The following is a 23,644-nucleotide window of genomic DNA, read 5'->3' as shown; positions in this document are numbered from 1 at the left end:
CTAGCGCGGGGGAGGTCCGTCAGCTCTGGTTGATCTGCGGGGGCTGCGGCGCGGGAATCCCCGCCGCCCCGAGGTTGTCGTCCCAGGCCTTCTTCCAGGCGCCTTCCTGAATCATTTTCGCGAGCGCGTCGTTGATCTTCGTCAGGAGCTCGGAATCGCCCTTCTTCAAACCGATTCCGTAGCGCTCCTCGGAGAAGGTGCCGCCGACGACCTTGAACGCACCGGGGTTCTGCGCGGCATAGCCGGCCAGGATCACCTCGTCGGTCGTCACCGCGTCGATGCCGCCGTTCTTCAACGCCTCGACGCAGGCCGAGTACGTGTCGTACTGCTGCAGTTGTACGCGGGGGTACTTGTCCTTGATGCGTTGAGCGGGTGTGGATCCCGACACCGAGCAGAGCTTCTTGTTGTTCTCCAGCGATGCCTCACCGGTGATGTCGGTGTTGTCGGCGCGCACCAACAGGCTCTGGCCGGTGATCAGATACGGTCCGGCGAAATCGACCTTCTTCTCCCGCGCCTCGGTGATCGAGTACGTCGCAACGATGTACTTCACCTGCCCGTTCTGAATCAGCGTCTCGCGTTGACCGGACGGCGCTTCCTTCCACTCGATCTTGTCCTCGGGATAGCCGAGCTGCTGGGCGACGTACTTCGCCACGTCGACGTCGAAGCCGCTCATGCTGCCGTTGGGATTCTTCATTCCGAGCCCGGGCTGGTCGAACTTGGTGCCGATGACGATCGTGTCGCCGTCGCTCCCACCACCGCAGGCGGTGGCGGACAGAGGCAGCGCGACGGCGAGAGCGAGCGCTCCCAGAACGCGCCTGGAGATCGATGGCATTGGAGATTCCTTTCGACTAGTGGTGAAGGATCTTGCCGAGAAAGTCTTTGGCACGGTCGCTTTGGGGGTTGGTGAAGAACTGGTCGGGTTCGGCCGCCTCGACGATTGCGCCGTCGGCCATGAACACCACCCGGTTGGCCGCGCCCCGGGCAAAACCCATCTCGTGCGTCACGACCAACATCGTCATCCCGTCTTTGGCCAGCGACGTCATGACGTTGAGCACTTCGTTGATCATTTCGGGGTCCAGCGCGCTGGTCGGTTCGTCGAACAGCATCACCTTCGGGTTCATCGCCAAAGATCGCGCGATGGCCACCCGCTGCTGCTGGCCACCGGACAACTGCGCCGGGTACTTGTCGGCCTGATTCGCAATGCCCACCCGCTCGAGCAGCTGCATCGCCTTCTCGCGGGCCTCGTTCTTCGATTTTTTGCGCACCTTCATCGGAGCCAGAGTGACGTTCTCGAGGATCGTCTTGTGGGCGAACAGGTTGAAGGACTGGAACACCATGCCCACGTCGGACCGCAACTCGGCGAGCTTGCGTCCCTCCTCGGGAAGCACTTCACCGTCGATCGTGATCGTGCCCGAATCGATGGGTTCGAGCCGATTGATGGTGCGGCACAACGTCGACTTGCCCGAGCCCGACGGACCGAGCACCACGATCACCTCACCGCGCTCCACGTCGAGGTTGATGTCCTTGAGCACATGCAGGCTGCCGAAGTGTTTGTTGACATCCGAGATCGAGATCATCGGCACGCTTGACTGAGTCGGATTGACCTCTTTTCCGTCCGACTCGCTGGTCTTCATGGGTGCAGACCTTACCGAGGGAAGGGCATGCCTGCCCGGAACTCGTCAATCCGCCCGGGTCGGCGCACCGCCGGGTCCGTACCATGGGGCCGTGACTTCGATGGTGACGCGACAGGGAGCGGCCGACGTGGCCGTTCGCCCACACGCGACCGACGAGTCCTCACGCGCGCCGGCGACAATCCGCACGTACCAGGTCCGCACCTACGGCTGCCAGATGAACGTGCACGACTCCGAGCGACTCGCGGGATTGCTGGAAGGCGCCGGGTACCAACGCGCCGCCGAGGGCGAGGACGCCGATGTCGTCGTGTTCAACACCTGCGCCGTGCGCGAGAACGCCGACAACAAGCTCTACGGCAACATCAGCCACCTGGCGCCGCGCAAGCAGGCCAATCCCGATATGCAGATCGCCGTCGGCGGCTGCCTGGCGCAGAAAGACCGGGCCGCCGTGCTGCGCCGGGCACCGTGGGTCGACGTGGTGTTCGGCACACACAACATCGGGTCCCTGCCCACGCTGCTCGAACGGGCCAGGCACAACAAGGCGGCCCAGGTCGAGATCGTCGAGGCGCTGCAGGAGTTCCCGTCCGCGCTGCCCGCCGCCCGCGAATCCGCATATGCCGCTTGGGTGTCGGTGTCGGTGGGCTGCAACAACACCTGCACGTTCTGCATCGTGCCCGCGCTGCGCGGCAAGGAGGTCGACCGCCGGCCCGGCGACGTGCTCGCCGAGGTGCAGACGCTCGTCGAACAAGGCGTGCTCGAGATCACGCTGCTCGGCCAGAACGTCAACGCCTACGGCGTCTCTTTCGTCGACCCCGAAGAGCCGCGGGACCGCGGCGCGTTCGCCAAACTCCTGCGCGCCTGCGGGCGCATCGACGGACTGGAACGGGTGCGGTTCACCTCACCACACCCCGCGGAGTTCACCGACGACGTCATCGCCGCGATGGCCGAGACGCCGAATGTGTGCCCGACGCTGCACATGCCGCTGCAGTCCGGGTCCGACCACATCCTGCGCGCGATGCGACGGTCCTACCGCGCCGAGCGCTACCTCGGCATCATCGACCGCGTCCGCGCGGCGATACCGCATGCGGCGATCACGACCGACCTCATCGTCGGCTTTCCGGGTGAGACCGAGGAGGACTTCCAGGCGACGCTCGATGTCGTCGAGCAGGCGAGGTTCGCCAGCGCGTTCACCTTCCAGTACTCCAAGCGGCCCGGCACCCCCGCCGCCGAGTTACCCGATCAGATTCCGAAAGCCGTTGTGAGCGAACGCTATCAGCGTTTGATCGACCTCCAGGAGAGAATCTCGCTCGAGGAGAACCGCGCGCTGGTCGGCCGCACCGTCGAAGTCCTGGTGGCTGCCGGGGAGGGCCGCAAGGACGCCTCGACGGCCAGAATGTCGGGCCGTGCCCGCGACGGCCGCCTGGTGCACTTCAACCCGGAGCGACTCGACATCCGCCCCGGCGACGTCGTGACCACGACCGTGACCGGCGCCGCACCGCACCATCTGATCGCCGATTCGGCCGTGCACAGCCATCGGCGCACCCGGGCGGGCGACGCCCACGCCGAAGGTCGGCGCCCACGCACCGGAGTGGGCCTGGGCATGCCGGGCATCGGCGCACCGACGACACCCGCTACCGCGACGGGATGCACACAGTGACGACGCCCGGCGACAACGGTTTCGAGGAGTTCAAGGGCGACATCGAGGCCGCCGAGCGACGCGTCGCGGGCGAGATCGACCCCGGCGCACGAGCCCTGGTGATCGCCATCGGGGTGTTCGTACTGCTGGTGTCGTTCATCCTGCCGCACACCGGCGACGCGCGCGGTCTGGATGTGCTCGTCGGCGGCGAAACCGCGCTCCGCGAGGGAATCACCCTGCCGTTACGGGTATTCGCTTGGCTGGTACTGGTATTCGGCGTCGGCTTCTCGATGCTCGCGCTGCTCACCCGGCGCTGGGCGCTGGCCTGGATCGCGCTGGCGGGCTCGACCGTGGCGACGCTTCTCGGTTTGTTGGCGGTGTGGTCGCGCCAAACCGCCCCCGACCGTTACCCGGGTCCCGGAATCGGGCTCATCATCGCCTGGATCGCGGTCGCGGTGGTGACGTTCCACTGGGCCAGGGCGGTGTGGGCGCGCACCGCGCTGCAGTTGGCCGCCGAGGAGGAACGGCGCAGGGCCGCCGCGGAGCAACAGAAGAAGGGTCTGCTCGAGAACCTCGACGACGACAACGGCTCGACCGACGGCTGACCTACCCCTCGGCGGCCGCACCGAATGGCCTATTTCTGAGTGGGACAGGCCTCGATCGGAACCTTCATCACGAGGTCGCCCTGCTTGTCGAAGTGAAACGTCATGTCCACCGACTTGCCCGGCGTCGCCGATTCCCGAAGCCCCTCGACTCTGGCCGTGAAGGGTTGGTCTGCGGCGCCGTCGGTGACGTCTTCGATCGGTTGGCCGGCGGCGATCGACGTCTCGGGCGGAATCTCCAGCGTCGCATCGGGAGACAGCCGAATCGCCTCGGCGGCGGGTGTCTCGATGCCGAGCAGGCGTTCGGGCTCGGTGATCCGGTTGTTCGTCACCGTGAACGTGAGCGCCGCCGCATCGCCGACCTGAATGGCGCACGACCCCGGTATGAAGCGCGGCACGATGAAGGCATTCTCGACCGACGTCGTCTCGGTCTCCGAACCCGCGCCCCGGTTCGACGAGTCCATGTTCGGATCGCCGCCGCAACCGGCGACCAGCACGCTCGTCACCAAACCGGCCGCCGCAACGCGACGCCGTGAAACGGTAAGTGTCTTCATCTGAGTTGCCGATCTCGCGGCAAAGCATCCCGGCGAGTCGAAGCGCGGCAGGCACAGCCAGTCGACCCGGGAGTGGGATCGGCGAGGTCTTCCACTCGCAGAGACTGGGCTTTGGTCGGGTCAACGGTGAGAGCTTGCATGGTGAGAAGAGTTGCCCGCGAACCGCGTCCCTATACGTCCGGCAGCCGACCGGCGCACCGGGCCCACTGCGCCTACTTCTGTTTGCTGAATTTGCGAGTCCGGGTTCACGGGTTCTTATTAGAGTCCTTTCAGGTTGCGGTATTCCTGCGCCGATAGTCTGCACGTACAGGCCGGTCGACAGCGCCCAGCCGAACGGTGGGCGGGCCGGTCCGACGTCAATACCGAGACCGGTCCGACGTCAATACCGAGAGGGGAGGCTGTCATGGTATCGGCCCTGCTGGAGGCTGGCAATCGCGTCGATTTCGTGGAACCGACGGGCGGCACGGGCGCGGTGGGGACTCACGAAGACGACTACGACGACGTGCACCCGCAGTGTTGCGAGCTGCGCCGCACGCCGGAGGGGGCGCGACGGGATTCGCTTCGTTGCCAGATCATCACCAGATGTTTGCCGCTGGCCGACCATATCGCGGGCCGCTTCGCCGGCCGCGGCGAATCGGCCGACGACCTGAGGCAGGTGGCCCGGCTGGGCCTGATCAAGGCGATCGACCGCTACGACCCAGGCAAGGGGCCGTTTCTCGGCTACGCCGTACCGACGATCATGGGCGAGGTTCGCCGCCACTTCCGCGACCACACGTGGGTCATGCACGTGCCCCGCAGGATCAAGGACACCCGCCAGCGCGTTTGCGCCGCGATCGGTCCGATGTCACAGCGTCTCGGCCGAGCACCGACGGCCACCGAACTGGCCGCCGAGCTCGGTGTCGACCGAGACGAGGTGGTGCAGTCGGTCGACGCGGCTGTCGCGTACCGACCGTCGTCACTCGACGCGGCGGCACCCGGTGATGGGAAATCCGAACCGGCCGCCGCGCGACAGGGCCTCGACGACCCGCGCTACAGCAGCGTCGAGGACGCGCTGACCGTCGCCGGACTGGTGAGCACGCTCACCGAGCGTGAACGGCTGATCCTGCGGCTGCGGTTCTGTGAGAACCTGCCGCAGAGCCAAATCGGCCGGCGCCTCGGCATTTCGCAGGTACAGGTATCGCGGCTGCTCGGCGCGACGCTGGAGCGGCTGCGGCAATCCTGCCGCGAGGAATCCGCGGCAATGGGTATGTCAGGCGCATGATTGTGCTTCGGATAGTGCTTTTCGTTGGTGTCGTCGCGGCGATCGTCGGCGTCGCGGGCTTGTTCACTCCGGTTTCGGCATCACCCGAGAATCTGACGATCGAGTGCGGCAGCGCCGTGGCGCCCGACCTGTCCGCCGCTCGCGCGCACGACGACGGCAGCGCAGCCAACATCCCGGTTCCCGGTGGGGTGGTCGCCGACACCGACTTCACGCGGCTGTGTCAGATGAATCTCGAAGATCGGCGGATATGGACGATCACGCTGGCGGGCGCCGGTGTCGTTGCTGCCGCCGGCGCGCTCGTGCTGGGTGCCCGCTGGAAGCGAGCCAAGCGGTCCCCCTAGCCGGCCCGTGCACCGCTTCGGCAGTCCGAGCCGCTGCTTATCGCCGGCGGCCGATCCGTGCCGTGTGCATACTGAATTCAGGAGGTAAACCTTTGCAGGGCAGGCATTTTCGTGTCGGAGCGGCCGCCGCGGCAGCTCTCGTCGCGGTCGCCGGATGCACGCTGCAGTCCAGCCCACAGGACGCGTCGACATCGACTCCGGCGTCGACTCCGACTCCGGCAGCGACGCCGTTGACCGAGGCTTCCCCGCCTTCGGCGCTGGACCGCACCGGCTACGCCGATCTGGTGGAACGCGTCAGTCCGAGCGTGGTGACCGTCGAGCGCGACGGCGGCGTCGGCAGCGGTGTGGTGCTACGCCCCGACGTCGTGGTGACCAATGCCCATGTCGTCGGCGACGCCCGCGAAGTGACCGTCATAACCGCCGACGAGGAACGTTCGCCCGGCGTCGTGGTCGGCACGGACGAGGTGACCGACCTGGCCGTCGTGCGCACGCAAGGCCAGGACATGCCGGTGCCGCAGTTCCGCGAAGATCTGCCCCGGCCCGGCGAGGTCGCCGTCGCGATCGGGAGTCCGCTGGGATTCCAGAACTCCGTGACCGTCGGCGTCATCTCGGGTCTGCACCGAGACATCCCCGACTCGGCGGCGAAAACTCAGTCGTTGGTCGATTTGATCCAGACCGACGCGCCCATCTCGCCGGGTAACTCCGGCGGCGCCTTGCTCGACGCCGAGGGACGGGTCGTGGGGATCAACGAGGCGTACATTCCGCCGGCGGTGGGCGCGGTGTCGTTGGGGTTCGCGATTCCCGCGGCAACGGTGCTCGACGTGGCGAATCAACTCCTCGCCGACGGCGAAGCCACGCACCCGTACCTCGGTATCTCCCTGGGCCGGCTGACCCCGGCGATCCAGCAGCTGCGGGGTGTGCAGGTCGACCGCGGTGCGTTGGTGACAAGCGTCGATCCCGGCGCACCGGCTGCCCTCGCGGGGCTTCGGCCCGGCGACGTGATCGTCGAGTTCGCCGGCAAGCCGGTGCATTCTGTCGAGGACCTACTGGGTGGCTTGCGCCAGACGCAGCCGGGGTCCGAGCAATCGATGGTGTTCATGCGCGGGGGTGACCGTGAACAAACGACGGTGACGATCGGTTCGCGCACGGGCTCACTCTCGCAACCGGGCTAGCATCCGGCCGTGATGTCGAAGGCCGCTGTCGCTGGGCGGTGAGGGTCGTCGGCGAAGTACCCGTAGCCGGTGCCGCTGATCGTGATTCGGCCGTTGTCGCGGGTTGCCCGCAGTTGACCGACGCCACCCGTCCACGCGGAACCGGTGAACCCGCCGAGGTCGCGGATCTTGACGACCTGCGCGTCGGGGCCGTCGTCCGTATCGACGATGGCCGTGAAACCCGTGTCGGTGTCCCCGCTTTCGATGGTGAGCAGCCACTTCACCTTGGCGCAGCTGACATAGTACCGATCACCGGTGGGATGCGAGTTGATGGACACCGTCGCGGTGCCGCCCATGGGGTCGGGTGAAGCCGGCGGTGCGGAAGAGCAGCCGGCGAGCCCTGCGGTCAGCAACAGCGCTGCCGCGGTGCGCGCGACGCTGACATCTTCGACCATGACCGGACCTTCGGGATCGGGTCAAAGTGATACCCGCAATGGCAGCCGGCCATACGCCGGAGGTATACGGCAAATCTCCGTGGGGAACGCGAATGTCAACGCCCGGCGAAGACGAGTAGCCGGGAAGTCATCGAGGCGGCACCATGGACAAACGATTTGCCGTTGCAACAGCAGCCGTGCTGATGATCCCGACGGGATGCGCGTCGGGCCCGGAACTGCTGGCCAAGCACCTCGTCCACGTGAGCATCGACGGGAAGGACGCCGGCGGGTACCTCGTCGATTGCACCCAGGTGGGCTGGCTGTGGAATCTCGAGACGCTCGAGCAGACGCCCGGCCTGATCGCCCAGGTTCGCACCGGGGATCCGGTCATCGCGCGATCGGTGCAGATCAACAACCTGGGCGGGTTCACAGGCAGCTTTTGGGACAAGACCACCGGTGAGGCCGAAGCCAGCCTGGTGGACGGCAAGTTCACGATCACCGGCACGGCGGTCGGGTTCTTCCACGACGATCCGGGCGAACGCACCACCGCGCCGTTCGAGATCTCCACCGACTGCTGAGCGTTCAGCGGGTCTTGCCGAGCGCCTCGGCGGCCGCGTCCGCCCACTGCCGCCACTGCTCGGCGCTGGCGCGCGCCTCCGCGGCGTCCTTGTCCCGCCCGGCGGCCGCGGCCTTCTCCGCTTGACGCTCGTATTGCTCTGCGCGGACCCGGAATTGGTCGGCCCGCGCCTGGGCCTCGGGATCGACACCGTGCGTCGGCGCCTCGCGGATCTTCTTCTCGATCGCGCGCAGGCGCCGTTCCAGATCGGCACCGCGCTCGCGGGGCACCTTGCCGATGGCGTCCCACTTGTCGCCGATCACCCGCAGCGCAGCGCGCGCCGCATCCAGATCGGAGGTGTCGATCTTCTCCGCCTCGGCCAGCAGCGCCTCCTTGGCGTCCGCGTTGGCGCGAAACTCCGCGTCGCGCTCGGCGCTGGCCGCATTGCGCGCCCCGAAGAACTTGTCCTGGGCCGCCTTGAACCGCTGCCACAACGCGTCGTCGACATCCTTGGCCGCGCGGCCCGCGGCCTTCCATTCGTTGAGCAGTTCGCGGAACGCCGCGCTGGTGGGACCCCAGTCCGTCGAGTCGGCCAACCCCTCGGCGCGCTCACACAATGCCTCCTTGGCCTGCCGGGCGCCGGCGCGTTCCCGGTCGAGTTCGGCGAAATGCGATCCGCGCCTGCGGTTGAACTGTTCGCGCGCCGCCGAATACCGCCTCCACAGCGCGTCATCGGTTTTGCGGTCCAGCCCGGTGATCGTGCGCCACTCGTCGAGGATCTCCCGCAGCCGGTCGCCTGCGGCCTTCCACTGGGTGGAGTTGGCGGCGATGTCCTCGGCTTCGGCGGCCAGGGCCTCCTTGCGGGCGGTCTGCGCGGCGCGCAACTCCTCACGCCGGGCCTTCTCGGCCTGCGCTGTCTCGTCGGCGTGGTTGATGATCGCCTGCAGACGCTCGGCGATCGCGTCGACGTCGCCGAGCACGTGCGCGGTCGGCAGGGTGTCGGCCAGCGACTGCGCGGCCGCTTTGATCTTGCGGGCGTCGCCGGTCCCGGACTCGAGCCGGCTCTCCATCAGCACGACCTCGGTCTGGAGATCGTCGAAGCGCCTGCCGAAGTGCGCGTAGGCGGCCTCGGTGTCGCCGGCCTGCCACGAGCCGATGATCCGTTCGCCCGAGCCGGTGATCAGCCACACGGTGCCGTCGGGGTCGACGCGGCCGAAACGGTGCGGATCGCTGGCCGGGGGCGCGACCACCGTCGGCGCTGGTCGGCCCGGCCGCGGCACGGGCCCGGGACGCGGCGGTCCGGGCCGGGGAGCGGGTTTCGGCGAGGAGGACTGGCCCCCTGGCTGGCTGGTCGTCATGTCGGTAATCCTCGTGCCCTCCGCGGCGTACCGCGTACCTGCCGCGCAACGCGGCGCCTGATCGCTGTCCGAACGCTATTCAAACAGGTCGTCGGGGCGCGTGCGCCCAGCTTTCCCCGATGGCCTATCTAGGCTCGTCGCGACAACCTACGAAAGGACGGCGATGGCCGGCATGAGCGCTCAGGTGGATCTGGCCGTCGTCCTGGCCCTCGGCGCCGCTGTGTTCGTGGCGATCGGCGATGTGATCCACCAGCGGCAGGCCCACGAGGTCGCCGACGAGCCGGTCGGGCATCTGGAGCTGTTCACCCGGCTGCTGCGCGACCGTCAGTGGTGGCTGGGCAGCTTCGTGGCCGCCGCCGGGTTCGTGTTGCAGGCCGCGGCGCTCGGCGTCGGGTCGGTGCTCCTTGTCCAGGCGATCCTGGTGACATCGCTGCTGTTCGCCCTGCCGATCCACGCCCGGCTCGCGCATCAGCGGGTGACGCCGTGGCAGTGGACGTGGGCCGCGCTGCTGGCGGTGTCGGTCGCGGTGATCGTGACGGTCGGAAACCCGACCGAGGGGGACTCGCGGGCCTCGTGGGAGACCTGGACGGCGGTGCTGGTGGTGCTGGTTCCGGCGCTGGTGTTGTGCGTGATCGGTGCCAACATCTGGAAGGGACCCGTCAGCGCCGTGCTTCTGGCGCTGGTGTCCGGGGCGTTGTGGGGACTATTCGCGGTGTTGACCAAGGGTGTGGTCGACCGTCTCGACGACGGACTCGAGGCCCTGTTGCGCACGCCCGAGCTGTACGTCTGGGCGGTCGTGGCGGTCGCGGGCACGGCGTGGCAGCAGGCCTCGTTCCGCGCCGGGGCGCTGACCGCGTCGCTGCCCACGATGACGGTGACCGAACCGGTGGTCGCCTCGATATTGGGCGTCGTCGTGCTGGGGGAGACGCTGCGGCCCGGTGAGGAGGGCTGGCTGACGCTGATCGCCGCGGTGGCGGTGATGGTGGTGTCGACGGCCGCGCTGGCCCGTGGCGAAGCCGCCACCGCCGATCAAGCCGCATCGCATTAGCGTGGAGGACGTGCTCAGCGCCATCGCGATCGTCCCGTCGGCACCGGTGATGGTGCCCGAACTCGCCGCAGCTGCCGCGCCGGAGCTGGCCGACCTGCGCGAGGCGGTGTTCACCGCGGTGGCCGGACTTCCGTCCCGCTGGGTCGCGGTCGGGGTGGGGGAATGCGATCAGGCCGTCGGTCACCATCAGGCCGGCACGTTCGCCGGCTACGGCGTCGACGTCAGGGTCGCGTTGTCCCCGGGGGTCGACGGCGATCCGGTCGCGTTGCCGCTGTGCGCCCTGATCACCGGCTGGTTGCGTGGAGCGGCCCGCGGCGACGCCTCCGCCGAGGTACGGGTCTACGCGCACGGCCACGGCGTCGACGCGGCGCTGGCTCACGGCGAGCGGTTGCGCACCGAGATCGACGAGGCCGGCGACCCGATCGGCGTGCTCGTCGTCGCCGACGGCGCCAACACACTGACGCCTTCGGCGCCGGGTGGTTTTGACCCCGACTCGATCGCCGTACAAGCCGCGTTGGACGATACGCTGGCCTCCGGCGAGACCGCCCCGCTGACCCGGTTGCCCGAGGCGGTGGTGGGGCGGGTCGCCTTCGGGGTGCTGGCCGGGCTGGTCGGCGCCGGACCCCGCTCGGCCAAGGAGTTGTACCGCGGCGCCCCGTACGGCGTCGGCTATTTCGCGGGACTGTGGCAGCCGTGATGAGCGCTCCGACACGATGACGCGGCCGATCGCGATCATCGGCCCGACGGGCACCGGTAAGTCGGCGCTGGCGTTGGATGTGGCCGAGAGATTGAGCGGCGAGATCGGCGCCGAGATTGTGAACGCCGATGCGATGCAGATGTACCGCGGCATGGACATCGGGACGGCGAAGCTGACGGTTCACGAGCGTCGCGGGATCCCGCACCATCAGCTCGATGTGCTCGAGGTGACGCAGACCGCGAGCGTGGCCCGCTACCAGCAGTCGGCCGCCCACGACATCGAGGCCATTCTCGAACGCGGCGCGGTGCCCGTCATCGTGGGCGGGTCGATGATGTACATCCAGTCGCTGCTCGACAACTGGACGTTCCCGGCCACCGACCCGGCGGTGCGCGCACTCTGGGAGCAGCGGCTCGCCGATATCGGGGCGGCCGCCCTGCACCAGGAACTGGCCGGCGTGGACGCCGACGCCGCCGCCTCCATTCAGCCCACCGACGGGCGCCGCATCGTGCGCGCGCTCGAGGTGGTGGAACTGACCGGCCGGCCGTTCGCCGCGTCGTTCCCCGCGATCGGCACACCGCGCTGGGATACCGTCATCATCGGACTCGATTGGCCTACAACGCTTCTCGATGATCGTCTGGCTCAGCGGACCGACAAGATGTTCGCCGACGGACTCATCGACGAGGTGCGCGCGCTGCTGAAATGCGGGCTGCGCGAGGGCGTCACCGCGTCGCGGGCCTTGGGCTACGCACAGGTCCTCACCGACCTCGACGCCGGCGGCGACGGTTCGGCGGCACGTGAGCCGACCTTCGTCGGCACCCGCCGCTATGTACGTCGGCAGCGGTCCTGGTTCCGTCGCGACCACCGCATCGTCTGGCTGGACGGCGCCGCCCCGGGCCTGGCGGAGGAGACGCTGCGGGTGTGGCGGGACGTACCCTGAACACGTGAGGTTCGCCAAGGGACACGGCACGCAGAACGATTTCGTGCTGCTGCCCGACCTCGATTTCGAGCTGACGTTGTCGCCGGCGGCGGTGGCGGCGCTGTGTGACCGTCGTCGCGGGCTGGGCGCCGACGGTGTGCTGCGGGTGACCACCGCGCACGCGGCGCAGCGCGCCGGTTTGTTCGCACAGTTGCCGGAGGGCGTCGCCGGCGAGAACTGGTACATGGACTACCGCAACGCCGACGGGTCGATCGCGCAGATGTGCGGCAACGGGGTGCGAGTGTTCGCGCACTATTTGCGCGCCAGCGGCCTGGAGACCCGCGACGAGTTCGTGGTGGGGTCGCTGGCGGGTCCGCGTCCGGTGGTGTTGCACCACTGGGACGGCACGAACGCCGACGTCACCGTCGAGATGGGCAAGGTGAACCAGTTGGGCACCGCGGAGGCGGTCATCGGGGGCAGGCCCTTTGCCGGCCTCGCCGTCGACGTCGGCAACCCCCACCTGGCCTGCGTCGACCCCGACCTGACATCCGAGGAGCTGTCCGCCCTCGACGTCGGGGCGCCGGTGTCCTTCGACACCGCGCTGTTTCCCGAGGGCGTCAACGTCGAGGTGCTGACCGCACCTGTGGACGGCGCGGTGACGATGCGTGTGCACGAACGAGGTGTCGGCGAGACGCGGTCGTGCGGAACCGGGACCGTCGCCGCCGCCGTCGCCGCGTTGGCGTACTCCGGCGCCGTCACCGGCAGCCTCGAGGTCCGCATTCCGGGCGGCGAAGTCTCGGTCACCGTCACCGAGGCCAGCAGTTTCTTGCGCGGCCCGTCGGTTCTGGTGGCGCACGGGGAACTGTCCGAGGAATGGTGGGACGTTGCGCAACGTTAATTGGGGTGCATGAAAAGTGATCTCCGTGCGAATCTCTATTCGCCTATGACATATCCCGATCCTTCTACTCACAGCGCCCCGAGTGCGGGCGAGCTGGCGCTCGAAGACCGCACGGCGCTGCGCCGCGTGGCAGGTCTGTCCACCGAACTGACCGACGTCTCCGAGGTCGAGTACCGCCAGCTCCGCCTGGAACGCGTGGTGCTGGTCGGCGTCTGGACCGAAGGCAGTGCCGCCGACGCCGAGGCCAGCCTGGCCGAACTGGCCGCGCTCGCCGAAACCGCGGGCTCGGAAGTGCTCGAGGGTGTCATCCAGCGCCGTGACAAGCCCGACGCCGCCACTTACATCGGCTCGGGCAAGGCCGCCGAACTTCGCGAGATCGTGCTCGCGACGGGAGCCGACACCGTCATCTGCGACGGCGAACTCAGCCCCGCCCAGCTGACGGCCCTGGAGAAGGCGGTCAAGGTCAAGGTCATCGACCGCACGGCCCTCATCCTCGACATCTTCGCCCAGCACGCGACCAGTCGGGAGGGCAAGGCGCAGGTGACCCTGGCGCAGATGGAGTACATGCTGCCCAGGTTGCGCGGTTGGGGCGAGTCGATGTCCCGCCAGGCCGGTGGCCGTGCTGGCGGCGCCGGCGGCGGTGTGGGTCTGCGCGGACCCGGCGAGACCAAGATCGAAACCGACCGCCGGCGCATCCGCGAGCGGATGGCCAAGCTCCGCCGCGACATCAAGGACATGAAGAAGATCCGCGACACCCAGCGCAGCGGCAGGCGGCGCAGCGAGGTGCCGTCGGTCGCGATCGTGGGCTACACCAACGCCGGTAAATCCAGCCTGCTCAACGCGCTCACCGGTGCGGGCGTACTGGTGGAGAACGCGTTGTTCGCAACCCTCGAACCGACAACGCGCCGAGGCGAATTCGCCGACGGCAGGCCGTTCGTGCTGACCGACACCGTCGGGTTCGTTCGCCACCTGCCCACCCAGCTGGTGGAGGCCTTCCGCTCCACGCTGGAGGAGGTCGTCGACGCCGACCTGCTGGTGCACGTCGTCGACGGATCGGATGCGAACCCGCTCGCTCAGATCAACGCCGTGCGCACGGTGGTCAACGAGGTCATCGCCGACCACGATGGGGCCAGGGCACCGGAACTGTTGGTGGTCAACAAAATCGACGCCGCCGACGCCTTGACGTTGGCGCAGCTGCGTCGCGCCCTGCCCGATGCGGTATTCGTGTCAGCGCGCACCGGTGACGGACTGGAGCGCTTGCAGCAGCGGATGGCCGAGCTGATCACACCCACCGACGCGGTGGTCGACGTGACCATTCCCTATGAGCGCGGCGATCTGGTCAATCGCGTGCACGCCGAGGGGCGTGTCGATGCCACCGAGCACACCGCCGAGGGAACAAGGATCAAGGCCCGGGTGCCGGTTCCACTGGCGGCGGCCCTACGCGAGTACGCGACGTTCTGACCCGCCCCGGAGGCCTGGGCGTACAGCAAGAGGCGCAGAGGGTTCGATCCCTCCGCGCCTCTCGCTGAATGACTACCGGTCGTCGGAAGGCCGCTGCTCGGACTCTTGACGCTTCTCGGCCGTCTTGGCCGCCGCCCGCGCGCTTTCGGCCTCGGCTTCCTTCTGCGCGGCGTCGCGCTGAGCGTCCGCCTTGTCCTGCTGTGCCTTGCCCTCGCGGTACAGGTCGTCGCGACCGGCGACGGCGCCTAGCACCTCTTTGGCCTTGCCCTTGGCGCCCTCGACGACACCCTTGATGGCCTCTTCGGGCCCACTGTTCTTGTTGTCGGACACTGCGGCTTCCTCCTTGCCGATCGGGTCGGTGTGACCGTCCAATACCCGAAACGCGGTTTCGCTAATCGGACAACTTCTGGCGGTGAGGAGGCTCACAGTCGCTCGATCGCGGGCGGCTCATGTGCCCGTACCGGCGGCAGGTCGCCGGTGTACTTCTGAACCTGCACCAGCACGTGGGCACCGGTGCAACCGTGCGCGAGCGAGGAGGTACCCACGTCGTCGGTCAGCACGTTCGGATTTCCGTGCGCGCACATCGAATCCGGATCGGCCGGATCGACGGGGTCGAACCAGGCGCCGGTCGACAGCTGCACGACGTCGGGCCGTAGGCGATCGTCGATCACCAGTCCGGCCAGACACGCCCCGCGGTCGTTGAACACGCGTACCACGTCACCGTCGGCGAGGCCCCGGTCGGCGGCGTCCCGCGGATGCATCCGGATAGGCTCGCGCCCCTGAACTTTCGACTTCTGGCTGACCGCTCCGCCGTCCAGTTGACCGTGCAGCCGAGACGCCGGCTGATTGGCCAGCAGGTGCAGGGGATAGTCGACCGCCCGTGGGCCGCCCAGCCATTCGGAAGGCTCATACCATTTCGGGTGCCCGGCACAGTCGGCGTAGCCGAAACCGTCGATGTCGGTGGAGAAGATCTCGATCAAGCCACTCGGAGTGCCGAGTCGGTGGGTGACCGGATCGGCGCGGAAATCGGCCAGCAGGGTGAGGCCGTCCTCGACAGGTAACCGCAGCCGCCCACTCCTCCAGAATTCGTCGAATGTGGGAACGGCGAAATCCAGTTCGGCTGCCCACGTGTCGTACAGATGGGTCAGCCACTGTCGCGGCGTACGACCCTCGGTGAACTGGTCGCCGAAGCCCAGCCGGTCGGCCAACGCGGTGAAAGTCGCGTAGTCGTCGCGTGATTGGGCGAAGGGTTCGGCGAGCTTGGGCATTGCCACCAGCATCGGGTCGTTGCGGGACCCCGAGTAGTCGTCGCGTTCGAACGATGTCGTCGACGGCACGACGATATCGGCGTGTTTTGCCATTGCGGTCCAATAGGGTTCGTGCACGACCAGGGTGTCGACACGACCGAGCGCCCGCCGCAACGAGGGATGTTCTGGTGGTGGTGAAACGGGTTACCGCCCGCCCAGTACACCAATCTGATGTCGGGGAAGACAAGCCGTTGGCCGTTGTAGTCGAACGGGTCGCCGGGCCGCAACAGCAGATCGCTGATGGCGGCCACCGGAATGAATGTCTGCACCGGGTTGATCCCCTGCGGGAGCCTTGGCAATCCGCAACGCAGCGGCGCCAGGCCGGGTTCGTTCATCGAGCCGTAGCCGTGCCCGAATCCGCCACCCGCAACGCCGATCTGCCCGAGCATGGCGGCCAGCGTCAAGCCCATCCACGGCGCCTGTTCGCCGTATCGCGTTCGTTGCAGTGACCAGCTGACCGTGACGATCGTGCGGTGCTGCGACATTCGCCGGGCCAAGCGGATCATGTCGTCTGCGGGTATGCCCGAGATCGCCGACGCCCACCGAGGAGTTTTCGGCACCCCGTCCTCGGCTCCGAGGAGATAGCGCTCGAAGCGTTCATAGCCGGTGCAGTACGTGCTCAGGAAGTTTCGGTCGGCGAGTCCCTCGGTGGCGAGCACATAGGCGAGCGCGAGCATGATCGCCACATCGGTGCCGGGCACGGGCGCGAACCATTCACAGTCACCGTCGACGTCGTCGCGCAGAGGGGAGAACGACACGATCTGTCCGCCACGGGCTCGATAACGGCGCAACGCATCTCGGGCCGGATGCGCGGTGGTCCCACCGTGGTTGATCGCCGTGTTCTTCAGCGCCAGCCCACCGAAGCACACGAGAAGTTCGGTGTGCTCGACGATGACCTCCCATGAGGTGGACCGCTTGAACAGGTCGTCGTGTGTTCCGACGACGCGCGGCATGATCACTCCTGTTGCGCCGAGGCTGTAGGAGTGACGGGAAAAGGTATAGCCGCCAAGGAGATTCAGAAAGCGGTGCACCTGGCTCTGGGCGTGATGAAAACGCCCCGCGCTCGACCAGCCGTAGGAACCGCCGAAAATGGCCGAGTTACCGTGCGCGTCGACGACACGACGCAGCTCGTCGGCGAGCAGGTCGGCCAGCTGGTCCCATGTGACGGCGATGAATTCGTCGTTACCGCGCCGGGTGGTCGGACCTGGCCCGTCGCGCAACCAGCCGCGGCGTACGACAGGCGTGGTTATCCGTGATCGGTGCCGAAGGGATCCCGGCAGAATGCCGAGCAGCGGTGACGGATCCGCGTCGCCTTCGAATGGGCTGACGGCGACGATGTCACCGTCTCGCATGTCGGCGGCGAAAGCTCCCCAGTGCGTCAGGCTGACCGGGGCGGGCATGGCGTCAGTCTAGGTGTGGACGCCGCCGGCCCGGTGCGCCCGACGAACCGGTGGGGTCTCCATGGCCGCCCACGGATAGCGAATGGCAATTCGGCCACAATCGTGTGTTGGTCCCGTCGATCGCACTAGACATTGCCTGGTAGCTACCAATATCTGTCCAAATGAGTCGCGTATGCCTGCCATTCCCTACTCGCGCGTGCAAACTAATTGCTGCACTGTCAACGGGACCGCGGTGGCAAATAGCGGAGAGGCGGTCGCGATTAATCGAGCGGCACGGCGGGGTTATCCACAGCGAATGGAGTATCGGAAGGTATTTTCTTCCGAAGATCGGCGTATTCGTTGGTTATTGGCGTCTGGTGACAGATAGAGGACGGGTGCGAAAAATTCGAGCGAAATTTCGTGCCGACCCGGGAGGTCGAATGATCGGGCAGAACAGCCGGGGCACCACGGTGTTGGGCCGGATGGCGATCGGTCTGCTCGTGGGCGCCGTGGCCCTACTACTACCGCCGGTGGCCAGCGCCTCCCCGGAATCCGATGCCGCCAACGCCGCAATCACCGCGGCCTGGGACGGGAGTGGCGGTGACGGCGGCCCATTGGGCCCCAGGCAGGGCGACGTGTACCCGGTCGGCGACGGCTTCGCGCAGAACTTCGCCGGAGGCAAGATCTTCTTCACGCCCGACACCGGCGCTCACATCATGCGCGGGGCGATCCTGGAGAAGTACGAATCGCTCGGTGGTCCGGCCGACAGCGACCTCGGGTTCCCGACCATGGACGACGGCCCCGGGCGGGCGCCCGGCAGCTTCAACGTCACGTTCAGCGCCAGCGACAACCCAGTGATCTTCTGGACGCAGGACACGGGCGCGCGCGTGGTCCGGGGACCGATCAACGCGGCGTGGGACAAGTTGGGCGGTTCCACTGGATCGCTCGGAGTGCCGGCCGATGACGAGACCTATCGCGGCGACCTGATCACCCAGAAGTTCACCGGCGGCGAGATCACCTACAACACCCGCGACAAGAAGTTCACCACCGTGCCGCCCGATCTCGCCGGGCAGTTGGCGGACCTGGAAATCCCCGGCGATGCGACTTCGGCGATCAACGCGGCACGGCGCGCGGCCGGAGGCCCGCTGGGCCCGCTCGGCGCCGCCGAAGGACCGCCGTTTTCGATAGGCGACGACGGTCTCGCGCAGAACTTCGCCGGAGGCAAGATCTTCTACAGTCCGGCCACAGGCGCGCGAGTGGTCACCGGTCAGGTCCTGGCCAAGTACGAAAGCCTCGGCGGACCCGAGGGAGATCTCGGATTCCCGGTTACCAGCGAGATGGACGGCGGGCTGCCCACCGCGAGCCGGATGTCGCGCTTCGCCGCCGACGACAACCCGGTGATCTTCTGGACGCCGGACCACGGCGCGGTGCTGGTACGCGGCGCGATGAGTGCGGCATGGGACAAACTCGACGGCGCCGAGGGCACGCTCGGCGCGCCGGTGGCCGACCAGTCCGAGAAGGGTGGCGTCATCACGCAGCGGTTCACCGGCGGCGTGGTCAACTGGAACCGGTCAACCGGTGAGTTCAGCACCGAGCCGCGCGAACTCGCGACCGAGTTGGCGGGCCTCGAGGTGCCTGCCGAGCAGAGCTCCGATACGCCCGGCACCCCGCGCGCCTCGGACTCCGGTGGCGACGGAAGCTGGTTCACCTTCAGCTGGTGGTGGCTGCTCGCGATCGTGCCGGTGCTCATCCTGGTGGGCCTGGTGGCGTTCGCGACTCTGCGCAACCGGCGTCGTGGCGACGTCGATCGTCCCGGTCCCGTCGATGACCATTACGACGACTCGTACGGCGCCGAAGCCGAACAGGCCTACAGCACACTCGGTTCGGGTTCACAGGCGTCGAGCGGTGGCGATCCGTCCGCGGCGATGTTCGGCGACCGGTACGCCACCGAGGGTTTGGGCGCGCTGTCCGCGCCGGGGGAGCCGGGATCGGCGTCATCGGCCAATCCGTGGGAGGCGCCGTCGTCGGGCTTCAGCGATGCGTCCGACACATCGGCATTCGGTGTGGGCGAGGAGAATCCGGACAACGTCGACACCGCGCCGACGCGGATACCGAGTTCCGGAGAGGCCGGGATCGCCGCGGGGCGCTTGGCCGCCGGCGCCGGCGAGGCGGCCGATGAGCAGGACAGCGGGATCGAGGAGCGCGACGCGCTGCTCGAGGAGCGGGGCGCCGATGAACCGTGGGCGGTGGATGACGAGCGGGACGCGACGTTCGAGGAACGCGACGCGGCGTTCGAGGAACGCGACATACCCGCGGAGTCGGTTGACCGCGAACCTCCCCAACGGGATCCGCTGACCGACACGGGCCGTCACGCCAAAATCGTCATCGACGAGCCGGAAGTACCCAGCCCCGCATTCCGCCTACCGTTCGGCGACTCCACGCAGGCGCCCGAGGGGTACCCGATCAAGGCCGACACGCAGTCGGGCCTCTATTGGCTTCCCACCTCGGCTGACTACGACGAGGTGCAGGCCGAAATCTGGTTCTCCAGTGAGGAATTCGCTCGGACGAACGGATTTGTCCGGGCTGACTAGATCTTCCGTATGACGGTGACGACCTTGCCCAGCACGGCGGCGTCGTTACCGGGGATCGGATCGAAGGCCGGGTTGTGCGGCATCAACCACACCTGTCCACGCGTCCGTTTGAACGTTTTCACCGTGGCTTCGCCATCGATCATCGCGGCCACGATGTCCCCGTTGTCGGCGACGTTCTGCTGACGCACGACCACCCAGTCGCCGTCGCAGATCGCGGCGTCGACCATCGAGTCACCAACGACCTTGAGCAGGAACAGCGACCCCTCGCCGACCAGTTCGCGCGGCAGGGGGAAGACGTCTTCGACGGCCTCTTCGGCCAGGATCGGACCGCCCGCGGCGATGCGCCCGAGCACGGGCACGAAGGTCGGCTCCGGTAGGGCATCGGAGCCGGCTACATCGGTGGCGACGATCGGAGTCGCGTGGTCGTCGGCACCACGCACGTCGACGGCGCGCGGCCGGTTGGGGTCACGCCGCAGGTAGCCCTTGCGCTCCAGCGTGCGCAGTTGATGCGCGACCGAGGAGGTGGAGGTCAAACCGACCGCATCGCCGATCTCCCTGATGCTCGGCGGATAGCCCCGGTTGGTGACCGATGCGCGGATCACGTCGAGGATGGTGCGCTGACGCTCGGTGAGGCCGGAGTCCACAGACCTTGCACCGCCTGGGCCGTCCGGATTGCCGCTGCTGGATTCCATGCCGCCGAATGTAACCCGCGGCACACGATTAATCAAACATGTGTTCGAGGCGTGTCGTGGCGAGCTGCTCCGGAATCGCGGATCGATTTTCTGTCGGTGCCCTGTCCTATCGTTTCACAACAGTTCGATCACACGTTCTATCTTTCGAACACCTGATCGACTATCTTCGAACACAAGAGCGAAAGCAGCGGATCGGAAGGCAGGCAGATGACCGTTCTCGACACCCACGAATTCCAGACCTCGCGCGTGGTCAGGACCGATATCCGGCCTGCAGCCACTCGTCGGCGGCACCCTGCGGCCACCCGTCCGGGCGGCGCCGCGGTGCGGTACCGCGGAAGCGGAGTGCTGATGTCGCGCGCATCGCACCGGCGACGTCCGATCACCCCCGCCACCACGGTGCTCCTGTCCTTGGTCGCGGCGGGAATCACGATGTGGCTCGGCCTGGTCGCGCAGTTCGGCGGCGTCGTGGGCACCACCTCGACCGCGGTGCCGGACCGCCTCGCGGTGGTCCAGGTTCAGACCGGCGAAAGCCTGCAGCAGGTGGCCATGCGGGTGGCCCCCGATGCGCCCGTGGGCCAGGTGATGGAACGAATCAGCGAGCTCAACCAGCTCGACTCGCCCGCACTGGATGCCGGGCAGACACTGATCGCGCCGGTCGGCTGACGCTCACCGGCGGCCAAACAGCTTGCTACGCAGAGATGTTCACCGACAGGTCGGCGGACTATGTGCCGTTCAGCCCGGTGCTGGGCTTTCGCAACCCGCCGCGGGTACGCTCGGAGAGGTTCGAGTTGGTGATCTGTTGGCGCGGCAAAGGAGCGGTGATGCACTGTCCGTTCTGCCGTCACCCGGATTCGCGGGTGGTCGACTCGCGTGAAACCGACGAAGGCCAGGCCATCCGGCGGCGGCGTTCATGCCCGGAGTGTGGACGTCGGTTCACCACCGTCGAGACCGCCATCCTGGCCGTCGTCAAGCGCAGCGGTGTCACCGAGCCGTTCAGCCGCGAAAAGGTCATCAAGGGAGTGCGGCGGGCGTGCCAGGGCAGCCAGGTCGACGAGGATGCGCTGAACCTGCTGGCCCAGCAGGTCGAGGACACGGTGCGCGCCGCGGGATCGCCCGAGATACCCAGTCACGAAGTGGGACTGGCGATCCTGGGGCCGCTGCGCGATCTCGACGAGGTGGCCTACCTGCGCTTCGCCTCGGTGTATCGCGGATTCACCTCGGCCGAGGATTTCGAGCGGGAGATCGAGGCGCTGCGGGCGCATCGCAATTCGCCGCAACCGACCGCCAGCTGACCGGCCGGTTGAAGGACTTGTTCAGTCGATCTGCTTGATGCCGTCGTTGACGACGCGGCCGGCGACACGCACCCAGCCCTCGGCGCTCCACTCGGTGTAGATGTGCGAGCCCTTGCCCTGCACGATCGTCAGGTCCCGGCTGAGGTAGTCGGTGATCCGCACGGCGGCGGCGCCGGTGGCCTCGTCTTCGGGCACACCGAGATCGGTGGCGAACATCCGTGACCGCACTTCGCCCTTGTCCCGGTCGATCCACGTCCACAGGTAGTGATTGATGTCGTCGGGGTAATCCGACGGGTCGAGCGCCAGGAGTTCGTCGACGGAGCCGATGTCGTGGATGGCGAATTCGGGCGCCCACTCCGCGCGGGCCCGAACGGAGGTCAGGCCGTCGTCGTGGCCGACCTGCACGATGCCTGCGGGAACCCGCAACGTGTGGACGGGAGCGCCCTGCTCGCGAAGCCACCACGCGGCGCCGACGGTCGGGTGTCCCGCGAAGGGCAGCTCGACGACCGGAGTATGGATACGTGCGAGTGCCGTGCTCGTACCCGGGGCTGGGAGATCGACGAAAATGGTTTCGCTGTAACCCAATTGGGTGGCTATCCGTTGGCGATCGTCGGGGTCCACGGTGCTGGCGTCGACGACACCGAGGGGGTTTCCGTGATTGCCGTCAGGGTCGGCGAAGACTCGCAACACCGTCACATCGATGGCCATGGGCCCGATGCTACTTCGTATTCGCGTGCCGTTGGCCGGGTCGCTGTGTGCCCTGAACTCAGGTGGCGCTGCGCTCGTCGGTTCCCATTGCGTCGAGCACTGCAACCCGGGTGTCGGCCGATCCGGAGATCGTGCCTTCGGTGATCCCCGCCCGCAGCAGTCCGCGCAGGTATTCCTGGTCGTAGACCGCCGGTTCGGTGCTGTCGATGAACTTCTCCACCACTTCGACGAAACGCTCCGGGTCGTCGTGGAACGGGAAATGGCCGGAGCCGTCGAAGATCTCCAACTGCGATCCAGGCATCGCGGCGTGGGCCATCCGGGCGTGGCTGGCGGGGATCACGGCGTCGCAGCTACCCCAGATCAGCTGCACTGGAACCGACTGCGTCAGGTAGCAGCGGTCCAGCATGGTGACCACCTGACCGCGCCAATCGACGACGGCTCGCAGCGTACGGGCGAACGCCGACGAGGCGGTCGGTTCGGGCAGGTCGTTGAGGATGCGCAACACCTGTGGCAGGTCGCGACCGAGGCCGGTCGAGCCGAACAAGCCGCCGGCGACACGGCCCACCGTTTGCACCGCCGGCAGCACGAACGGCAACCGCAGCAGCGCCAGCGCCTCACTGCCCATCGGCAGGGAGGCAAAGCGCAACGCGATGTTGACGTCCTTGGTGACCCCACCGGCGCCGACCAGGATGAGCCGGTCGACCAACTGCGGGAACTGATACGCGAACTGCATGGCCACCCCGCCGCCGAGCGAATGACCGATCACCGTGACGTGGTCGATGTCCAGGACGCTGAGCAGATCGCGCATGCCATTGGCATAAGCGGCGACCGAATAGTCGGCACGGGGTTTGTCGGATTTGCCGTGGCCCAACAGGTCCGGTGCGATCACGGTGAATCGCTGCGCGAGTTTCGACTGAACTGTTTCCCACGTGGTGGAGTTGTCGCCGATTCCGTGGATCAGCAGGATCGCAGGCCCCGAGCCGGCCACCCGGTACGCGCGCCGGTAACCGTGGATGGTGCGGAACTGCAGGACGGGCGTCAGGTCCCGTACAGGGCGAAGATTCGGCTTTCGCGGCGGCATTGCGTCAACTTAGCGGCCCGTCGGGCACCGCGCCCCTCGAGTCGCCCACT

The 23,644-nt window shown here is 67.6% G+C and carries 23 protein-coding genes and 1 pseudogene; 14 read left to right on the top strand and 10 right to left on the bottom strand.

Features of this window, described 5'->3' with window-relative positions:
• Window positions 1–19 precede the first annotated feature (19 nt).
• Together RMCN_RS14870 and RMCN_RS14865 are read right to left on the bottom strand one after the other, a co-directional pair.
• The gene (locus RMCN_RS14870) at window positions 20–832 is read right to left on the bottom strand and encodes a glutamate ABC transporter substrate-binding protein (protein ID WP_064415888.1); all 813 of its coding nucleotides are present in this window, start codon (window positions 830–832) and stop codon (window positions 20–22) included.
• 16 nt (window positions 833–848) lie between these two features.
• Window positions 849–1,577, bottom strand: coding sequence for an amino acid ABC transporter ATP-binding protein (locus RMCN_RS14865; protein WP_064402858.1), 729 nt, complete (start codon window positions 1,575–1,577; stop codon window positions 849–851).
• 157 nt (window positions 1,578–1,734) lie between these two features.
• Here RMCN_RS14865 and miaB point away from each other — a divergent pair, with 157 nt between their 5' ends.
• Together miaB and RMCN_RS14855 are read left to right on the top strand one after the other, a co-directional pair.
• Complete coding sequence (gene miaB / locus RMCN_RS14860) at window positions 1,735–3,288, top strand: tRNA (N6-isopentenyl adenosine(37)-C2)-methylthiotransferase MiaB (RefSeq protein ID WP_064402434.1); 1,554 nt, start codon at window positions 1,735–1,737, stop codon at window positions 3,286–3,288.
• Window positions 3,276–3,872 (top strand): Rv2732c family membrane protein, encoded by a 597-nt coding sequence (locus RMCN_RS14855; protein ID WP_067089981.1) that lies wholly within the window; start codon window positions 3,276–3,278, stop codon window positions 3,870–3,872. The genes miaB and RMCN_RS14855 overlap by 13 nt, the downstream gene beginning before the upstream one ends.
• Before the next feature lie 29 nt (window positions 3,873–3,901).
• Here RMCN_RS14855 and RMCN_RS14850 read toward each other — a convergent pair whose 3' ends face one another.
• On the bottom strand, window positions 3,902–4,423 hold the full coding sequence (locus RMCN_RS14850) for a copper chaperone PCu(A)C domain-containing protein (protein ID WP_067089976.1): 522 nt from the start codon (window positions 4,421–4,423) through the stop codon (window positions 3,902–3,904).
• 403 nt (window positions 4,424–4,826) lie between these two features.
• Between RMCN_RS14850 and RMCN_RS14845 the strand changes: the two genes are divergently transcribed.
• The 3 genes from RMCN_RS14845 (at window position 4,827) to RMCN_RS14835 (ending at window position 7,197) form a co-directional block, all read left to right on the top strand.
• Window positions 4,827–5,684, top strand: coding sequence for a SigB/SigF/SigG family RNA polymerase sigma factor (locus tag RMCN_RS14845; RefSeq protein ID WP_084377410.1), 858 nt, complete (start codon window positions 4,827–4,829; stop codon window positions 5,682–5,684).
• A 14-nt stretch (window positions 5,685–5,698) separates the two neighbouring features.
• Window positions 5,699–6,025, top strand: coding sequence for a hypothetical protein (locus RMCN_RS14840; RefSeq protein ID WP_231744885.1), 327 nt, complete (start codon window positions 5,699–5,701; stop codon window positions 6,023–6,025).
• 92 nt (window positions 6,026–6,117) lie between these two features.
• Complete coding sequence (locus RMCN_RS14835; RefSeq protein WP_234787668.1) at window positions 6,118–7,197, top strand: S1C family serine protease; 1,080 nt, start codon at window positions 6,118–6,120, stop codon at window positions 7,195–7,197.
• Here the strand turns inward: RMCN_RS14835 and RMCN_RS14830 are convergent.
• Window positions 7,194–7,631 (bottom strand): lipoprotein LpqH, encoded by a 438-nt coding sequence (locus RMCN_RS14830; protein ID WP_067390426.1) that lies wholly within the window; start codon window positions 7,629–7,631, stop codon window positions 7,194–7,196. The genes RMCN_RS14835 and RMCN_RS14830 overlap by 4 nt on opposite strands.
• Before the next feature lie 143 nt (window positions 7,632–7,774).
• On the opposite strand from RMCN_RS14830, the gene RMCN_RS14825 reads away from it, so the two are divergent.
• The gene (locus tag RMCN_RS14825; protein WP_067390423.1) at window positions 7,775–8,188 is read left to right on the top strand and encodes a lipoprotein LpqH; all 414 of its coding nucleotides are present in this window, start codon (window positions 7,775–7,777) and stop codon (window positions 8,186–8,188) included.
• 4 nt (window positions 8,189–8,192) lie between these two features.
• Here RMCN_RS14825 and RMCN_RS14820 read toward each other — a convergent pair whose 3' ends face one another.
• Window positions 8,193–9,524: a DUF349 domain-containing protein gene (locus tag RMCN_RS14820; RefSeq protein ID WP_067390420.1), complete on the bottom strand. Its 1,332-nt coding sequence runs from the start codon at window positions 9,522–9,524 to the stop codon at window positions 8,193–8,195.
• A gap of 163 nt (window positions 9,525–9,687) precedes the next feature.
• On the opposite strand from RMCN_RS14820, the gene RMCN_RS14815 reads away from it, so the two are divergent.
• Genes RMCN_RS14815 through hflX form a run of 5 tightly spaced genes read left to right on the top strand, consistent with a single transcriptional unit; the run spans window position 9,688 to window position 14,544 of the window.
• On the top strand, window positions 9,688–10,572 hold the full coding sequence (locus RMCN_RS14815; RefSeq protein WP_234787666.1) for a DMT family transporter: 885 nt from the start codon (window positions 9,688–9,690) through the stop codon (window positions 10,570–10,572).
• Window positions 10,573–10,582: 10 nt separating this feature from the next.
• Entirely contained in the window at window positions 10,583–11,269 is a 687-nt protein-coding gene (locus RMCN_RS14810) for a class III extradiol ring-cleavage dioxygenase family protein (RefSeq protein WP_067391158.1), read from the top strand.
• A gap of 16 nt (window positions 11,270–11,285) precedes the next feature.
• A complete protein-coding gene (gene miaA, locus RMCN_RS14805; RefSeq protein ID WP_067390418.1) occupies window positions 11,286–12,206 on the top strand; it encodes a tRNA (adenosine(37)-N6)-dimethylallyltransferase MiaA in 921 nt (306 codons plus the stop codon).
• A 4-nt stretch (window positions 12,207–12,210) separates the two neighbouring features.
• Entirely contained in the window at window positions 12,211–13,083 is an 873-nt protein-coding gene (gene dapF / locus RMCN_RS14800) for a diaminopimelate epimerase (RefSeq protein WP_067390415.1), read from the top strand.
• A gap of 45 nt (window positions 13,084–13,128) precedes the next feature.
• A complete protein-coding gene (gene hflX / locus RMCN_RS14795) occupies window positions 13,129–14,544 on the top strand; it encodes a GTPase HflX (RefSeq protein WP_067390412.1) in 1,416 nt (471 codons plus the stop codon).
• A 72-nt stretch (window positions 14,545–14,616) separates the two neighbouring features.
• Here the strand turns inward: hflX and mbp1 are convergent, their stop codons facing one another.
• Entirely contained in the window at window positions 14,617–14,874 is a 258-nt protein-coding gene (gene mbp1 / locus RMCN_RS14790) for a microaggregate-binding protein 1 (RefSeq protein ID WP_064350931.1), read from the bottom strand.
• Window positions 14,875–14,966: 92 nt separating this feature from the next.
• A pseudogene (locus RMCN_RS14785) lies at window positions 14,967–17,251 on the bottom strand (molybdopterin guanine dinucleotide-containing S/N-oxide reductase).
• Between the two features lie 419 nt (window positions 17,252–17,670).
• Here RMCN_RS14785 and RMCN_RS14780 point away from each other — a divergent pair.
• Window positions 17,671–19,821, top strand: a complete 2,151-nt coding sequence (locus RMCN_RS14780; RefSeq protein ID WP_067390409.1) for an LGFP repeat-containing protein — start codon at window positions 17,671–17,673, stop codon at window positions 19,819–19,821.
• Here RMCN_RS14780 and lexA read toward each other — a convergent pair.
• Entirely contained in the window at window positions 19,818–20,513 is a 696-nt protein-coding gene (gene lexA / locus RMCN_RS14775; protein WP_067390406.1) for a transcriptional repressor LexA, read from the bottom strand. The two genes, RMCN_RS14780 and lexA, sit on opposite strands and share 4 nt — an antisense overlap.
• Before the next feature lie 207 nt (window positions 20,514–20,720).
• Here lexA and RMCN_RS14770 point away from each other — a divergent pair, with 207 nt between their 5' ends.
• Together RMCN_RS14770 and nrdR are read left to right on the top strand one after the other, a co-directional pair.
• On the top strand, window positions 20,721–21,176 hold the full coding sequence (locus RMCN_RS14770; RefSeq protein WP_067390403.1) for a LysM peptidoglycan-binding domain-containing protein: 456 nt from the start codon (window positions 20,721–20,723) through the stop codon (window positions 21,174–21,176).
• Between the two features lie 158 nt (window positions 21,177–21,334).
• Window positions 21,335–21,805, top strand: coding sequence for a transcriptional regulator NrdR (gene nrdR, locus RMCN_RS14765; protein ID WP_064350988.1), 471 nt, complete (start codon window positions 21,335–21,337; stop codon window positions 21,803–21,805).
• A gap of 21 nt (window positions 21,806–21,826) precedes the next feature.
• Here nrdR and RMCN_RS14760 read toward each other — a convergent pair whose 3' ends face one another.
• Window positions 21,827–22,513: a PhzF family protein gene (locus RMCN_RS14760; protein ID WP_064415878.1), complete on the bottom strand. Its 687-nt coding sequence runs from the start codon at window positions 22,511–22,513 to the stop codon at window positions 21,827–21,829.
• A gap of 58 nt (window positions 22,514–22,571) precedes the next feature.
• Window positions 22,572–23,594, bottom strand: a complete 1,023-nt coding sequence (locus tag RMCN_RS14755; protein WP_067390400.1) for an alpha/beta fold hydrolase — start codon at window positions 23,592–23,594, stop codon at window positions 22,572–22,574.
• Between the last annotated feature and the right edge of the window lie 50 nt (window positions 23,595–23,644).

Origin of the sequence: Mycolicibacterium novocastrense (assembly GCF_001570485.1) — a bacterium.
GTDB lineage: Bacteria > Actinomycetota > Actinomycetes > Mycobacteriales > Mycobacteriaceae > Mycobacterium > Mycobacterium novocastrense.
Note: the sequence above shows the minus strand (reverse complement) of the source record. Positions and strands in the feature narration are given on the sequence as shown.

What these genes read in the sequence shown, in the direction of transcription:
- RMCN_RS14870 (WP_064415888.1), bottom strand. Translation starts at nt 832, where the DNA reads ATGCCATCGATCTCCAGGCGCGTTCTGGGAGCGCTCGCTCTCGCCGTC.
- RMCN_RS14865 (WP_064402858.1), bottom strand. Translation starts at nt 1,577, where the DNA reads ATGATCTCGATCTCGGATGTCAACAAACACTTCGGCAGCCTGCATGTG.
- miaB (WP_064402434.1), top strand. Translation starts at nt 1,735, where the DNA reads ATGGTGACGCGACAGGGAGCGGCCGACGTGGCCGTTCGCCCACACGCG.
- RMCN_RS14855 (WP_067089981.1), top strand. Translation starts at nt 3,276, where the DNA reads ATGCACACAGTGACGACGCCCGGCGACAACGGTTTCGAGGAGTTCAAG.
- RMCN_RS14850 (WP_067089976.1), bottom strand. Translation starts at nt 4,423, where the DNA reads ATGAAGACACTTACCGTTTCACGGCGTCGCGTTGCGGCGGCCGGTTTG.
- RMCN_RS14845 (WP_084377410.1), top strand. Translation starts at nt 4,827, where the DNA reads ATGGTATCGGCCCTGCTGGAGGCTGGCAATCGCGTCGATTTCGTGGAA.
- RMCN_RS14830 (WP_067390426.1), bottom strand. Translation starts at nt 7,631, where the DNA reads ATGGTCGAAGATGTCAGCGTCGCGCGCACCGCGGCAGCGCTGTTGCTG.
- RMCN_RS14825 (WP_067390423.1), top strand. Translation starts at nt 7,775, where the DNA reads ATGGACAAACGATTTGCCGTTGCAACAGCAGCCGTGCTGATGATCCCG.
- RMCN_RS14820 (WP_067390420.1), bottom strand. Translation starts at nt 9,524, where the DNA reads ATGACGACCAGCCAGCCAGGGGGCCAGTCCTCCTCGCCGAAACCCGCT.
- RMCN_RS14815 (WP_234787666.1), top strand. Translation starts at nt 9,688, where the DNA reads ATGGCCGGCATGAGCGCTCAGGTGGATCTGGCCGTCGTCCTGGCCCTC.
- miaA (WP_067390418.1), top strand. Translation starts at nt 11,286, where the DNA reads ATGACGCGGCCGATCGCGATCATCGGCCCGACGGGCACCGGTAAGTCG.
- hflX (WP_067390412.1), top strand. Translation starts at nt 13,129, where the DNA reads ATGACATATCCCGATCCTTCTACTCACAGCGCCCCGAGTGCGGGCGAG.
- RMCN_RS14780 (WP_067390409.1), top strand. Translation starts at nt 17,671, where the DNA reads ATGATCGGGCAGAACAGCCGGGGCACCACGGTGTTGGGCCGGATGGCG.
- lexA (WP_067390406.1), bottom strand. Translation starts at nt 20,513, where the DNA reads ATGGAATCCAGCAGCGGCAATCCGGACGGCCCAGGCGGTGCAAGGTCT.
- RMCN_RS14770 (WP_067390403.1), top strand. Translation starts at nt 20,721, where the DNA reads ATGACCGTTCTCGACACCCACGAATTCCAGACCTCGCGCGTGGTCAGG.
- nrdR (WP_064350988.1), top strand. Translation starts at nt 21,335, where the DNA reads ATGCACTGTCCGTTCTGCCGTCACCCGGATTCGCGGGTGGTCGACTCG.
- RMCN_RS14760 (WP_064415878.1), bottom strand. Translation starts at nt 22,513, where the DNA reads ATGGCCATCGATGTGACGGTGTTGCGAGTCTTCGCCGACCCTGACGGC.
- RMCN_RS14755 (WP_067390400.1), bottom strand. Translation starts at nt 23,594, where the DNA reads ATGCCGCCGCGAAAGCCGAATCTTCGCCCTGTACGGGACCTGACGCCC.